We start from the raw sequence: 14,261 nt of genomic DNA on the forward strand, positions 1-14,261 counted from the left end.
GCCATGACCGTCGACCTGGAAGAAATCCGCCGTGCCCGCGAAGAGGCGGACTGCCTGTGCTCCCCCGCCGAGGTGGATGCCGCCCTCAACCAGCTCGCCGCCGACATCACCGTGCGCCTGCAGGACAGGAACCCGCTGGTGTACGTGGTGATGAACGGGGGGCTGATCCTGGCCGGGCGCCTGCTGCCGCGCCTGCCCTTTCCCCTCGAGCTGGCCTATCTCCACGCCACCCGCTACGGCCACGCCCTGCAGGGCACGCTGCTGGACTGGCGCGTGCGCCCCACGCAAGACCTGCGCGACCGCAATGTGCTGGTGCTCGACGACATCCTCGACGAAGGCCACACCCTGGCGGCGATCATCGACTATCTGAAACAGGAGGGGGCCCGCGAGGTGCACTCGGCGGTGCTGGTGCACAAGGTGCACGACCGCAAGGCCTATCCGGGCATGCGCGCCGACTTTACCGGGCTGGAGGTGGCTGACCGCTTCCTGTTCGGCGGTGGCATGGACTACAAGGGCTACTGGCGCAACGCGCCGGGCATCTACGCCCTGAAGGGGCACTGAACGCTCAGTCGCCCCGCACCTCCACCACGCCCTCCATCTCCGGATGGGGGCCGCAGCGGTAGGCCTGGCTGCCGGGGCCGTCGAAGCGCCGGCTCCAGCTTTCACCGGGGAAGAGGCGCTCCGACTCGAGGGCTTCTGCGGTGAACAATACGGAATGGCTGGCACGCTTTTCCTGGTTGGTCCAGCGCACCGTGTCGCCTGCGCGGATTGACACGCGGGCGGGCACAAAACGGAAATCCCGGATCGCGACCTCCACCGTTTCCGCCGCGGCAGCGGAGACGGCCGTGATCGCGATCAGGATGCCCGCCAGGCAACGCATCGCCGCTTACTTGGTGGCGGTGATGTCGGCCTTGGCGTCCAGACCCAGGGTGTAGCCCAGGGAAACGTGGTGGAAACGGCCGCTGGTGTGGTCGTCGTGGATGGCAAAGCCGAAGTTGTACACCTTGCCCGGCTCGAGGCTCACGTCACCCTCGCCACCAACCAGCTTGCGGGTGATGGTGACCGTCCAGGTGTCGCCCTTCAGGTCGCCCTTGGCTTCCACCAGGGCCTTGCCCCCTTCCATGACGCGCTTGTCGGCCACGTAGCCATCAAGGGCCTTTTCCTTGCTGCGCCACTGCACCAGGTCATAGAACTTGCCGCTGGCCAGGGATCCGCCGGTGACGTACTTGGTCTTGGTTTCCGCAGCGCCGGGCATGGTCCGGGCGTCGGTGTGGCAGGTTGCCCAGCAGCCGCTCTGCCCGGCCAGTTCCACCTTGTTGGCTTCCAGCATGTAGGCCAGCTTGACGGCATTGGCAGCATCCATCTTGGTGCCACCGGACGCGGCCGGCTTGGGCCAGCTGAAGCGCAGGTACAGGTTGGCGTCGTCGTAGGCGGCCTGCACATTGACGGCGATGGACGGTGCCTTGCCGGCGATCGGGGTGGGCTCGAGCTTCTGGCCGCTGGCCATCTTCTTGCCCATGTCAGCCACTTCCTTCTCGTGGCAACCGACGCAGGTCTCACCCTTCTTGAGCGCCTTGGCGCCGCCGTGCTCGGTGCCCTTGGTGATCCACTCCATGGGGGATGTCCCGGGGTAGAACACGGTGATTTTCTTGGCGGGCACCTTGGCCCAGTCCGGCGCGGCCAGAACAGACCCGGAACCCAGGGCCAGGGCCATGCCGGCGGCGAGGGCAGTGAAGCGGATATTCATTTTTGGCAACTCCTGTGTGTGTGGCAACGAATGGGGGCTCACTCGTCTTCTTCTGTCATGCCTTCCGGCTTGTGGTGGGCAATGCCCTTGTGGCAATCGATGCAGGTCTCGTTGTCCTTGCGGGCCATCTCGTGGGATTTCTGGGCGCGGGGCTTCTGGGACTCGGCATTCATACCGTCAAAACTGTGGCAGTTGCGGCACTCGCGGGAGTCGGACGCCTTCATGCGGGCCCATTCGTGACGAGCCAGCTCAAGCCGTTTGGCCTCGAACTTTTCCTTGGTGTCGATGGTGCCCATGATCTTTCCGTAGACCTCCTTGGAGGCCTGCACCTTGCGGATGATCTTGTGGGTCCAGTCCTTGGGCACATGGCAATCGGGGCAGGTGGCGCGCACCCCGGTGCGGTTCGAGTAGTGGATGGTTTTCTTGTATTCCTGATAGACGTTGTCCCGCATTTCGTGACACGAGATGCAGAAATCCATCTGGTTGGTGGCCTCCATGGCGGTGTTGAAGCCGCCCCAGAAGATCACCCCCAGGATCATGCCGGTGCTCAGCAGACCGATCAGTGAGTAGCGCGCGCTCGGCCGGCGCAGGCGTGCCCACAGGCCGGGGCGGGGCGTTTGTTCTTCGTTGGGCGGAATGGCCATGGTCGGAATCCTCTCGGCTGGAGGGCCGTCGGCCAGCCCCGGGAGGGGCCGGCCTGACGGTCATCAGTAGATGTCGTGCTGGGTGTTGAAGACGTTGAACTTGCCGGTCGGGGTGATCATCTTGGGATCGGTGATCACCTTCTTGACCTTCAGGGTCGCGTCGTCATACACCACGATGGCGGACTGGTCGGTCTTGCCACCCCACAGGGAGATCCACACTTCCTTGCCGTCGGCGCTGTATTCCGGATGCACCGCGCGCTTGACCGCCTTGGTCTCCGGCAGGCCCGAGTCCTTGGCCACGTTGAGGATGGCCTTGGGCTTGGACAGGTCGGCCATGTCCCACACGGCGACGGATTCAGCCAGATCCTTGTCCGGGTTCTGGGGCGAATCGGCCCAGAAGTGCTTGGACTTCGGATGGGTCTTGACGAACAGGTTGCCCGGTACGTGCTTGATCTCCTGCACCACCTTCCAGTTGTTGTCCTTGTACTTGGAGAACTTCTTCTCGTCGGACGGGGTGGAGATCAGGGTCACCACGTCGGCGCCAAGGTGACCAGTGGCCCACACCGGACCGAACTGGGGATGCACGAAATTGGCGCCACGACCCGGGTGGGGGATCTTGGCCACATCAACCAGAGCGGCCAGCTTGCCGGTCTTGGTATCCACCGCGGCGATCTTGTTGGAGGCGTTGGCGGCCACCAGGAAGTAGCGCTTGGAGGCATCCCAGCCGCCGTCATGCAGGAACTTGGCGGAGCCGATGGTGGTGGTCTTGAGGTTCTCGATGTCCGAGTAGTCCACCAGCAGGATCTGGCCGGTTTCCTTGATGTTGATGACCCATTCCGGCTTGGTGAAGGAGGCCACGATGGAGGCCACGCGGGGTTCCGGGTGGTATTCGCCATCCACGGTCATGCCGCGGGTGCCCACGACCTTGCGCGGCTTGAGGGTGTCGCCGTCCATGATCACGTACTGGGGCGGCCAGTAGGAGCCGGCCACGGCGTACTTGTCTTCAAAGCCCTTGAACTTGGAGGTGTCCACCGAGCGGGCGTCAAAGCCGATCTTCACTTCGGCCACGACAGCGGGTTTCTCCATCCACAGGTCGATCAGGGACAGGCGGCCGTCACGGCCGATCACGTAAACGTAGCGGCCGGAGGCGGACAGGCGGGAAATGTGCACCGCGTAGCCGGTCTTGACGATGCTGCGGATTTCCTTGGTGTCGCCGTCGATCAGGGCAACCTCGCCGGTGTCACGGAGCGTCACCGAGAACACGTTCTTGAGGTTGATGTTGTTCATCTGCTTCTTGGGACGCTGATCCACCGGCACGATGACCTTCCAGGAGTCCATGGTCTCCTTGAAGGTGTACTCGGGCGGCACATCCGGGGTTTCCTGGATGTAGCGTGCCATCAGGTTGATCTCTTCCTTGGTCAGGATGTCGTCGAAGTTGACCATCCCGCCTTCGGTGCCGTAACCGATGATCTTCTCGAGGCGGCTGGTGCCGAGCTTGGTGGTGCCACCTTCCAGCTTGGTCCCGTCCTTCAGGGTCTTGGTCCAGTGCGGCTCGAGGTTCTTGCCGGTGGCGCCCTTGCGCAGCACGCCGTGACAGCCGGCGCAACGCTCGAAATAGATCTTCTTTGCCTGAGCCTTCTCATCCGCCGAAAGGGCTCCGCCCTCCTGCGCAAAGGCGCTGCCGATGGTCATCGGCAGGGCAGCGAGGGCAAATAGGCCCGCATACCAGATTCCACGTTTTGTCATGCTGTGTCTCCCTTCAAGAAACGGACGGATGGATCTTCTTGCGGGGCGGATCATTGAGCGGGGGGGTCTGGAAGTCCTTGATTGCAGTCAATTTGCTCCAGGGGGTGAAGGCGCTACAGTCCGGCCAACCCTTAATGAGGATGCATCATGGATCGCGTGACAGATCTTTACATTGCCCGTCGCCAGCCAGCGCCAGCACCGGGCAGGCTGGCCGAACTGGTGCATCGGATCGAACAGCAGGCCCGCCTGCGCGACACCGGGCTGCGCCCCCTGTGGCGGCCCACTGCGACCGACCGATCGCCTGACAGCGCCCGACGCCCCAGGCCCGAGCCGGGGCGCGTTGCCCTGGTGGGCGCCGGCCCCGGCGACCCGGAACTGCTCACCCTGCGCGCCGCCCGGCTGATCGGCGAGGCCGACGTGCTGGTGGTGGATCATCTGGTGGGCGAGGGTGTGCTCGACCTGGCGCGGCCAGGCACCGAGCGCATCTACGTGGGTAAAGAGTCGGGCCACCACACCCTGCCCCAGGAGCAGATCAATGCGCTGCTGGTGCGCCTGGCCCGGGAGGGCCGGCGGGTGGTGCGCCTGAAAGGGGGCGACCCCTACATCTTCGGCCGTGGCGGCGAGGAGGTGGAGGAGCTGGTGGCCGCCGGCGTGCCCTTCGAGGTGGTGCCGGGCATCACCTCGGCCTGCGGTGCCGCGGCGTATGCGGGCATCCCCCTGACCCACCGGGATCATGCCCAGTCGGTGGTGTTCGCCACCGGCCACCGCCGGGAGGGGGAATCGGCCCTCGACTGGGCGGCCCTGGCCCGCCCCCACCAGACCGCCGTGATCTACATGGGCGTCGGCCAGCTGGCAGCCCACTGCGCCGCACTGATCGCCCACGGCCGGGGCGCCGGTACGCCGGCCGCCCTGGTGGAAAACGCCACCACGGCCCGTCAGCGGGTGGTCACCGGCACTCTGGAGAGCCTGCCGGCGCGGGCCGTGGAGGCAGGTATCCGCCCGCCGGCCCTGCTGATCGTCGGTGAGGTGGTGAGCCTGGCGGGCACCCTGGACTGGTTTGCCCCGACCCCGATGGCGCTGGCCGAGGCCAGCTGAAAGCACAAGGGCTGGATGTCCGCATCCAGGTCGGCCCGGGGTCTTGAAGCTGCCATTGACCGAGATCGGCGTGATCAACAGGTTGGAGAGGGCGTTCTCCAGGTAGTTGAACTTGAGCAGGGACTGTTTTAGGGGCAGGCTGAAATTGGCCTCCGCCTGGCTGTAGCTCTTGCCCTTGATGCTGACGGTCTGGGTACCGTTCCACCACGCGGAGCGGAAGGCGGTCTTGATCAGCTCGCATGGCTGGCCTTGTTCAGGCCGTCGCCGGGGCTGGCCCGGTAGCCGGCCGGCAGGCTGTCATCAATGGGGCCCTGCTGACCGGAGAGCGGCCGCAGGAACAGCATCTTGCGGCCCAGGTCCGGAAAGCCACGCCCGACGGCGCTCATCCCGGTGGTGCTCATCGGGGCGTCGGCGTCCCGCTTGCCCCAGGGGTTGCCCCCATTGAACAGGGTCTGGGCACGGCCACCCCACAAGTTGCGCAGCATGTCCCAGAACAAGGCCTTGCCCAGGGCCGTGGTGACGGCCTGGTTGGCCCACCGGAACAATTGCCGGCCGGATAACGCCGGCCCCGGCGATCCAGGCCTCAATCCGGCCCGCAGACGCTGCACCACGATGGTGCACGGCAAGGTGTCCACACTGGTGCATGGCACGGCCGGGGAAGATCCGCCGGACTGCCTGATGCCCCATAAAGGCTGCCGAACGCCCTCACGGGCCGGAAAAACGCAAAACGGGTGCAATGCGGGAGGCGTAAACCGGGTGGCGTGAAGCTTGCTAGAAGTCCTGGCAAAGCCTGAAACCCGCAGCCCCAAGAACGGAGTATCCCGTGACCATTCACGTTGCCCTCAATCACCTGACCTCCTACAAGTACGACCGCCCGGTGAACCTCGGCCCGCAGGTCGTGCGCCTGCGCCCGGCCCCTCACAGCCGCACGCGCATCCTGTCCTACTCCCTGCGGGTGCTGCCCAAGCCGCACTTCATCAACTGGCAGCAGGACCCCCAGGCCAACTACCTGGCGCGCCTGGTCTTTCCGGAGAAGGTCACCGAGTTCAGCGTGGAGGTGGACCTGGTGGCCGAGATGTCGGTCATCAACCCCTTCGACTTCTTCCTGGAGCCCGAGGCCGAGAACTTCCCCTTCGAATACGCCGGCGCCCTCAGCCACGAGCTGGCCCCCTACCGCCTGAAGGACGAAGCCACCCCCGAATTCAAGAAGTATCTGGACACCATTCCCCGCGACAAGCTGCGCATGGTGGACTTCCTGGTCAAGATCAATGCCGACCTGCAGCAGCACATCGGCTACGTGATCCGCATGGAGCCGGGCGTCCAGACGCCGGAAGAGACCCTCACCAAACGCACCGGCTCGTGCCGTGACTCCGCCTGGCTGCTGGTGCAGCTGCTGCGCCACCTGGGCCTGGCCGCGCGCTTTGTGTCGGGCTACCTGATCCAGCTGAAGGCCGACGTGAAATCCCTCGACGGCCCCTCCGGCACCGAGGTGGACTTCACCGACCTGCACGCGTGGACCGAGGTGTACCTGCCCGGTGCCGGCTGGGTCGGCCTCGACCCCACCTCCGGGCTGTTCGCCGGCGAGGGCCACATCCCCCTGGCGGCCTCCCCCGACCCCTCCTCCGCCGCGCCGGTATCCGGCCTGATCGACGAATGCGAGTGCGAGTTCGAGCACCTCATGAAGGTCACCCGGGTGAAGGAAGCGCCGCGGGTCACCAAGCCCTACACCGAAGAGCAGTGGGCCGAGATCGAAGCCCTCGGCCACCTGATCGACACGGACATCGAAGCCAACGACATGCGCCTGACCATGGGCGGCGAGCCGACCTTCGTGTCCATCGACGATCCGGACGGCGCCGAGTGGAATACCGAGGCCATGGGCCCCACCAAGCGCGTCCGCGCCGAAGACCTCTACCACCGCCTGCGCGACAAGTACGCCCCCTTCGGCCTGGCCCACTTCGGCCAGGGCAAGTGGTACCCGGGCGAGCAGCTGCCGCGCTGGTCCCTGACCTGCTTCTGGCGCAAGGACGGCCAGCCGGTGTGGATGAACCCCGACCTCATCGGCGACGCCAACACCCCCGGCGACGTCAAGGTGGACAAGGCCCACACCTTCCTGGCCGGCGTGGCCGCCCGCCTCGACGTGGACCAGCGCCGGGTCTTCCCGGCCTACGAGGACGCCTTCTACTACCTGTGGCGCGAGCGCCGCCTGCCGGGCAACGTGGACCCCTTCGATGCCCGCCTGGACGACCCCCTCGAGCGCGACCGCATCCGCCGCGTGTACGAACACGGCCTGCCCAACCCGGTCGGCTACGTGCTGCCGATCAGCCTCGACGCCTACACCGGCGCCTGGCAGACCGGGCCGTGGTTCCTGCGCGACGAACGCTGTTACCTGATCCCCGGTGATTCCCCGGTGGGCTACCGCCTGCCCCTGGATTCCCAACCCTGGGTAAGCAAGGGTGACTACCCCTACGTCAATCCCATCGACAGCCACCAGTCCTTCCCGCCGCTGCCGGAGTACAAGGCCATCCGCCGTCAGCTGCCCGGCGGCCAGACCGCAGTGCTCAACGCCCTCAAGGACGACGAGGCCGGCTTTGGCAGCTCTGCCGCCGCCCGCGCCGCCGCCGCCCTGAAGGCCGCCCGCGACGCCGAGAAGCGCAGCCCCACCGACCGCCAGCCCGAGATGTTCAAGTCGGCGGACTGGATCGTGCGCACCGCCATGTGCGCCGAGCCGCGCAACGGCACCATGCACATCTTCATGCCGCCCCTGTCCAGCCTCGAGAAGTACCTGGAGCTGGTCACCGCCATCGAGGCCACCGCCGAGGAGCTCGGCATGCCGGTGGTGCTGGAAGGCTACGAGCCGCCCTCCGACCCGCGCCTGCAGCACTTCCGCATCACCCCCGACCCTGGCGTGATCGAGGTGAACATCCACCCGGCCAGCAACTGGGAAGAGCTGGTGGACCGCACCACCCACCTCTACGAATCGGCCCACTACTCGCGCCTGACCAGCGAGAAGTTCATGGTGGATGGTCGCCACACCGGCACCGGCGGCGGCAACCACTTCGTGCTCGGCGGCGCCGTGCCCTCCGACTCGCCCTTCCTGCGCCGCCCTGATCTGCTGCGCAGCCTGATCTCCTACTGGCACAACCACCCCAGCCTGTCCTACCTGTTCTCCGGCATGTTCGTCGGCCCGACCAGCCAGGCCCCGCGCATCGACGAAGCGCGCAACGATTCGGTGTACGAAATCGAAACCGCCTTCCGCCAGTTCCCGAAGGTCGGCGAGAGCGTGCCGCCGTGGCTCATCGACCGCCTGCTACGCAACCTGCTCATCGACGTCACCGGCAACACCCACCGCTCCGAGTTCTGCATCGACAAGCTCTATTCGCCCGACGGCCCCACCGGCCGCCTCGGCCTGCTGGAGCTGCGCGCCTTCGAGATGCCGCCCCATGCGCGCATGTCCCTGGCCCAGCAGCTCCTGCTGCGCGGCCTGCTGGCCCGCTTCTGGGAAACCCCTTACGCACCCGACCGCCTGGTGCGCTGGGGCACCGAGCTGCACGACCGCTTCCTGCTGCCCCATTTCGTCGAGCAGGACTTCAACGACGTCATGGAAGACATGCAGGCCCACGGCCTGGCCTTCAAGCCGGAGTGGTTCGCTCCGCACATGGAGTTCCGCTTCCCGAAGATCGGCGAGTTTGCCGTGCGCGGCATCGAGGTCGAGCTGCGCAGCGCCCTCGAGCCCTGGCATGTGATGGGTGAGGAAGGCGCCATCGGCGGCACCGTGCGCTTCGTCGACTCCTCCGTCGAGCGGCTGCAGGTGCGGGCCACCGGCATGTCGGACGACCGCTTCCTGCTCGCCGTCAATGGCCGCACCATCCCCCTGCAGCCCACCGGCACGGTGGGTGAGCATGTGGCCGGGGTGCGCTACCGGGCCTGGCAGCCGCCGTCCTGCCTGCACCCGACCATTCCGCCCCACGCCCCGCTGGTCTTCGACCTGGTGGATACCTGGACCGGCCGCTCCCTCGGGGGCTGCCAGTACCACGTCTCCCACCCGGGCGGGCGCAGCTTCGAGACCTTCCCGGTCAACGCCTTCGAGGCGGAGAGCCGGCGCCTGGCGCGCTTCTTCCGCATGGGCCACACCCCGGGCGAACCCCAGGTGAAGGTCTCTCCGGTCGAGCGGGAATTCCCCTTCACCCTCGATCTGCGGCGCTGAGCAGCACATCGCGGGCGCAGCCTGCGGGCGGGGAAGGCCAGCCTTCCCCGCCCGCAAGGCGCATGCGCCCTGCGCATTTCGCCATTTCCCGAATGCCGGCAAGAGTGTTAGTTTCCGCGGATGCCCAGCTCGATCCTTGCCCATTACCCCTACCGCCCCGACAGCTATGACGAGCTGTTCGGCGAAGACGGCGTACGCCCCCACTGGCAGGAATTCCTCGATCACATCGACGAAGTCAGTGCCGACACCCTGAAGGCCCGCTCTGCCCAGCTGTCCCGCGGCATCCAGCAGAACGGCGTCACCTACAACGTCTATGCCGACCCCCGCGGCACCGATCGCCCCTGGTCCCTCGATCTGCTGCCCCTGATCCTCCCGGCCGATGAATGGCGCGGCATTTCGGAAGCCATCAGCCAGCGGGTACGCCTGCTCAATGCCCTGCTGGGCGACCTCTACGGCGAGCAGACCACCCTGGCCGAGGGCCTGCTCCCCCCCGAACTGGTCCACGGCCACCGGGGCTTCCTGTGGCCGTGCAAGGGCATCCAGCCCATCGGCGACACCTACCTGCACCTCTATGCCGCCGACCTGGCGCGCTCCCCCGACGGCCAGTGGTGGGTCATCGCCGACCGCACCCAATCCCCCTCCGGCGCCGGCTACGCCCTGGAAAACCGCCTGCTGGTGTCCCGGGCCTTCCCCGACCTGTTCCGCGACCTGCAGGTGCAGACCCTGGCCGGCTTCTTCCGCGGCCTGCAGCGCAGCCTGGGCAGCCAGGCCCCGGCCGACGGCGAGCCGCCCCTGACCGTACTTCTCACCCCCGGGCCCTTCAACGAAACCTACTTCGAGCACGTCTACCTGGCCCGCTACCTGGGCTTCCCCCTGGTCGAGGGGCAGGATCTCACCGTTCGCAAGGACACCGTCTATCTGAAGACCGTCTCCGGCCTGAAGCGGGTGCACGCCATCCTGCGCCGCCTCGACGACGACTTCTGCGACCCGGTGGAGCTGCGTGCCGACTCCGCCCTGGGCATCCCCGGCCTGCTCGGCGCCGTGCGCGCCGGGCGCGTGCTGGTGGCCAATGCCCTGGGCAGCGGCCTGCTCGAATCCGCCGCCCTGCCCGGCTTCCTGCCCGGCATCTCGCGCCACCTGCTGGGCGAGGAGCTGGCCATGCCCTCCGTCGCCACCTGGTGGTGCGGCGAAGAGCCGGCCCGGGCCGAGGTCATCAAGAACATCAAGGATCTGGTCATCAAGCCCACCTTCCCCGGGGGCAGCAGCGAAGTCATCTTCGGCGACCAGCTCAACGACGAACAACTGGCCGCCCTGACCCGTCGCATCGAGGCCGACCCGTCGGCCTTCGTCGCCCAGGAGCTGGTCAAGCTGTCCCGCGCGCCGGCCTGGTCCGGCGGCCAGCGCCGCAAGCTGATGACCCGGGCCATGGGCCTGCGCGTCTATGCGGCGATCACCCCGGAAGGCTACAGCGTGCTGCCCGGCGGCCTGGCCCGGGTGGCGGGGGTGGACAACACCCGCATCCTGACCATGCAGAAGGGCGGCAGCAGCAAGGACACCTGGGTGCTCTCCGACGGCCCGGTATCCACCTTCAGCCTGCTCCAGAACACCATCCGGGTCGACGACCTGATCGACGAGACCGGCACCCTGTCGTCGCGCCTGGCCGAGAACCTGTTCTGGTTCGGGCGTTACGGCGAGCGCTGCGACGCCGTGGCCCGGCTGGCCCGGCTGGCCCTGTCACGCCTCTCCGAAGGGCGCCGCACCGAGCGGGCCGGCGCCCTGTCGATGATGCTGGAGCTGGCCGCCGGTGCCGGCCTGGTGGAAAAGAACGTGGCCACCCTGCCCCTGGCCAAGGCCGAGCTGGACCTCTTCCGCGCCGTGCTCGACCGCCGCGCCGACAGCGGCCTGGCGGCCAACCTGCAGCGCCTCACCTGGTGCGCCACCCAGGCCCGGGAGCACCTCTCCCTCGACCACTGGCACGCCCTCAAACGTCTCTCCGCCGAACTCGAGAGCGCCCGCGGGCGGGTCTCCGACGTCTCCGCCCTGCTCGAATTCCTCGACGAAGCCCTGACCACCTTCGTGTCCCTGTCCGGCTTCGCCATGGACAACATGACCCGCGACATGGGCTGGCGCCTGCACATCGTCGGGCGGCGCATCGAGCGCCTCGACAACCTCTCCGGCAGCCTGGCGCGCTTCCTGCGGCGCCACGTGGACATCGCCGGCCCGCTGCAGCGCGAGCTGGCCGTGGAGGCCCTGCTCGAGCTGTTCGATTCCATCATCACCTACCGCACCCGTTACCGCGCCCAGCCGGAGCTGCTGCCCGCCATCCACATGCTCACCATGGACGGCGCCAACCCCCACGCCCTGGCCTTCCAGGTGCGCATGCTGACCAACTACTTGCAGAGCTTCGACGTGGATGGCAGCGAGCTGGGCATCGAGGCGCTGGATGCCAGCTTCGCGGCCCTGCAGGCCTTCCCGTGGGCCGACCTGGAGGCCGCCGGGCCGGAGGGCGAGCGCGCCGAGGCCACCCTCGAGCTGGCCAATCGCCTGGACGACCTGGCCCGGGCCGGGCGCACCCTGTCCGATCGCCTGGCCATGCGCTTCTTCAGCCATGTGGGCGGCGCCGGTCAGGCCACCTTCGCCGCCTGAAGCCCCCTTGCCCCCGCCCGTCATGACCCGCCGCGTTCCCTACACCATCCTCCACGAGACCGAGTACGCCCCCTGCGGTGTGCCGGTCTCCCTGGCCCAGCACCTGCTGCACCTGATCCCCCGGGAGCTGCCCTGGCAGACCCGCGAGTCGGGGGTCATCACCATCGAGCCCGATCTGGCCCGGCTGAGCGAAGGCGAGGACGCCTTCGGCAACCCGGTGGCCTGGCTGTCCCTCGACACCCCCCACGACGGCCTGCTGGTGCGCGCCGAGAGCCACGTCACGGTGATCGGCCGGCCGCTGCCCAAGGCCGAGGACTCACCGGCCTGGGAGAGCGTGCGCGACAGCCTGCGCTACCGCCCCGAGCCCCGCGACGCCGACACCCTCGACGCCCTGCGCTATCTCTATGCCTCCCCCCGGGTGCCCCGGGACACCCAGCTGGCCGAGTTCGCCCAGGCCGCCTTCAAGCCCGGCCTGCCCCTGCTGGTGGCCGCCCGGGCGCTGATGGACCTGATATTCAAGACCTTCACCTTCGACGCCAAGGCCACCGAGGTGAGCACCCCGGTGCACGAGGTACTGAAGAAGAAACGCGGGGTGTGCCAGGACTTCGCCCACCTGATGATCGCCGCCCTGCGCTCGGTGGGGGTGCCCGCCCGCTACATGTCGGGCTACCTGCTCACCGACCCGCCACCGGGCAAGCCGCGTCTGATCGGCGCCGACGCCTCCCACGCCTGGGTCGCGGTGTGGTGCCCGGAAAACGGCTGGGTCGAGTACGACCCGACCAACGGCATCCAGCCCGACGTGCGTCACGTCACCCTGGGCTGGGGCCGTGACTTCCAGGACGTGTCGCCCCTGCGCGGGGTCATCCTCGGCGGCCTGGCCCAGGTGCCGGAAGTCCGCGTCACGGTGATTCCCGACGGGGAGAAGGCGGTTCCCCGTCCGGCAGCGTGAGCGCCTCCCCTCAGGGCGGCGGGCCCGACACGGCAGGTAAGCCGGGGAGCATCGCCTCCGCCCGCTGAAACGCCCCGGGTACCCAGCGCGACGGCTCCACCAGGGGCGTGCGCCCCACCGGAAAGCGGAACTCCGCCGTCGGTCGCAGGGCCGCCTCGTCGGCCTGCTCCAGCCGGCTCACCCGGCCGCGCAGCAGCGAACCGGCCGCCAGGGTGAAATCCAGCCGTTGCGGGTCCAGGGCGCCCGGCGGCAGGGCATGGTTGCCCTGATGCCACCCGGGCAGGGCCAGGGTGAACACCCCCAGCCCCACCGTGAGGTTGTTGCGCGCCACGAAGCGCGTGTCGGGGGGCAGCCGGTCCGCCCACACCCGGGCAAACAGGGCCGGCCGCCAGCCCTCGCTGATCAGGGTGTTGTGGGCCATGAGCAGGCGGTTGTCGGGCCAGCGGGCGCCTTCGGCCCCGTAGGCCAGCAGGGTTGGGTTGGCGCTGTCGGCCCCCTGCCCGATCACGTTGCCCACCACCACCGCCACCCCGCCTTCGGGAAACTCCAGCTCGTAGGAGGCCCGCCCGGCCTGGCCATCCACCAGCAGGTTGTAGCGGATGTCGTTATGGCGGGCCCGGCTCTTCAGCAGATGCCCCTGGTAGCCCCCGTGAAAGCGGCTGCCCTCCACCGACAGGCGCCCGATGCGTCCGGCGTAGAGCAGGTGGTGCAGGGCGCGGGTGTCCCGGGGGGCATCCCGGAACACGCTGTCCACCACCGTCAGCTCGGCATCGGCAAAGTTGGCGGTGAGGATGCCGTGCTCGTTGTCCTCGAAGAGGCAGTCACGCACCTCCAGACGGCCCCGCTCGAAGCGGATGCCGGCACCGTTGTGGTCGGCCGCACGGGCGCCGCGGAAGGCGATGTTGCGGACCTTGAAATCCCCCCCCGAAAACACCCAGATCGCCTTGCCATCGGCCACGGCACCACCGGCATCAAGCACCGGCCGATCGCCCACGCCGCGGATCTCCAGGGACTTCTGGGGCCACACCGTCACATCGCCGGTGTAGGTGCCGGGCCGGATCAGCACGGTGTCGCCATCCCGGGCCAGGCGGGCGGCGTCGGCGATGCGGGTCAGCGCCTCATGGGGCCCCACCACGAGGGTCGCGGCACAAAGCGGCCCGGCCGCAGCCAGGGACACGAGGGCAAGGAGGAGAGAGCGTGGCACGGTCAGCATGCTAAACGTATTCGGTG

At 68.0% G+C, this 14,261-nt stretch carries 11 protein-coding genes; 5 read left to right on the forward strand and 6 right to left on the reverse strand.

What is annotated here, in order from left to right:
• The first annotated feature begins 3 nt into the window (after window positions 1-3).
• Window positions 4-561, forward strand: coding sequence for a hypoxanthine-guanine phosphoribosyltransferase (locus L6Q67_RS05855; protein ID WP_296566678.1), 558 nt, complete (start codon window positions 4-6; stop codon window positions 559-561).
• Window positions 562-565: 4 nt separating this feature from the next.
• Here L6Q67_RS05855 and L6Q67_RS05860 read toward each other — a convergent pair whose 3' ends face one another.
• The 4 genes from L6Q67_RS05860 to L6Q67_RS05875 form a co-directional block, all read right to left on the reverse strand.
• Window positions 566-880, reverse strand: coding sequence for a plastocyanin/azurin family copper-binding protein (locus L6Q67_RS05860; protein ID WP_296566680.1), 315 nt, complete (start codon window positions 878-880; stop codon window positions 566-568).
• A 6-nt stretch (window positions 881-886) separates the two neighbouring features.
• On the reverse strand, window positions 887-1,747 hold the full coding sequence (locus L6Q67_RS05865; protein WP_296566682.1) for an ethylbenzene dehydrogenase-related protein: 861 nt from the start codon (window positions 1,745-1,747) through the stop codon (window positions 887-889).
• 38 nt (window positions 1,748-1,785) lie between these two features.
• Window positions 1,786-2,391, reverse strand: a complete 606-nt coding sequence (locus tag L6Q67_RS05870; protein WP_296566690.1) for a NapC/NirT family cytochrome c — start codon at window positions 2,389-2,391, stop codon at window positions 1,786-1,788.
• 63 nt (window positions 2,392-2,454) lie between these two features.
• Window positions 2,455-4,137 (reverse strand): cytochrome D1 domain-containing protein, encoded by a 1,683-nt coding sequence (locus L6Q67_RS05875; RefSeq protein ID WP_296566693.1) that lies wholly within the window; start codon window positions 4,135-4,137, stop codon window positions 2,455-2,457.
• Window positions 4,138-4,284: 147 nt separating this feature from the next.
• Between L6Q67_RS05875 and cobA the strand changes: the two genes are divergently transcribed.
• Window positions 4,285-5,232, forward strand: a complete 948-nt coding sequence (gene cobA, locus L6Q67_RS05880; RefSeq protein ID WP_296566696.1) for a uroporphyrinogen-III C-methyltransferase — start codon at window positions 4,285-4,287, stop codon at window positions 5,230-5,232.
• Between the two features lie 230 nt (window positions 5,233-5,462).
• On the opposite strand, the gene L6Q67_RS05885 is transcribed toward cobA, so the two are convergent.
• Window positions 5,463-5,777, reverse strand: a complete 315-nt coding sequence (locus L6Q67_RS05885) for a hypothetical protein (RefSeq protein WP_296566699.1) — start codon at window positions 5,775-5,777, stop codon at window positions 5,463-5,465.
• A 278-nt stretch (window positions 5,778-6,055) separates the two neighbouring features.
• Between L6Q67_RS05885 and L6Q67_RS05890 the strand changes: the two genes are divergently transcribed.
• The 3 genes from L6Q67_RS05890 to L6Q67_RS05900 all read left to right on the forward strand — a co-directional run bounded on the left by L6Q67_RS05890 (window position 6,056) and on the right by L6Q67_RS05900 (window position 13,031).
• Window positions 6,056-9,436 (forward strand): DUF2126 domain-containing protein, encoded by a 3,381-nt coding sequence (locus L6Q67_RS05890; RefSeq protein WP_296566702.1) that lies wholly within the window; start codon window positions 6,056-6,058, stop codon window positions 9,434-9,436.
• A 120-nt stretch (window positions 9,437-9,556) separates the two neighbouring features.
• Window positions 9,557-12,082, forward strand: coding sequence for a circularly permuted type 2 ATP-grasp protein (locus tag L6Q67_RS05895; RefSeq protein ID WP_296566704.1), 2,526 nt, complete (start codon window positions 9,557-9,559; stop codon window positions 12,080-12,082).
• Window positions 12,083-12,104: 22 nt separating this feature from the next.
• Window positions 12,105-13,031: a transglutaminase family protein gene (locus L6Q67_RS05900; protein WP_296566707.1), complete on the forward strand. Its 927-nt coding sequence runs from the start codon at window positions 12,105-12,107 to the stop codon at window positions 13,029-13,031.
• Between the two features lie 10 nt (window positions 13,032-13,041).
• Here L6Q67_RS05900 and L6Q67_RS05905 read toward each other — a convergent pair whose 3' ends face one another.
• On the reverse strand, window positions 13,042-14,235 hold the full coding sequence (locus L6Q67_RS05905) for a hypothetical protein (RefSeq protein ID WP_296566710.1): 1,194 nt from the start codon (window positions 14,233-14,235) through the stop codon (window positions 13,042-13,044).
• Window positions 14,236-14,261 lie beyond the last annotated feature (26 nt).

It is taken from the genome of Zoogloea sp. (assembly GCF_023150065.1).
Classification (GTDB): Bacteria; Pseudomonadota; Gammaproteobacteria; order Burkholderiales; family Rhodocyclaceae; genus Zoogloea.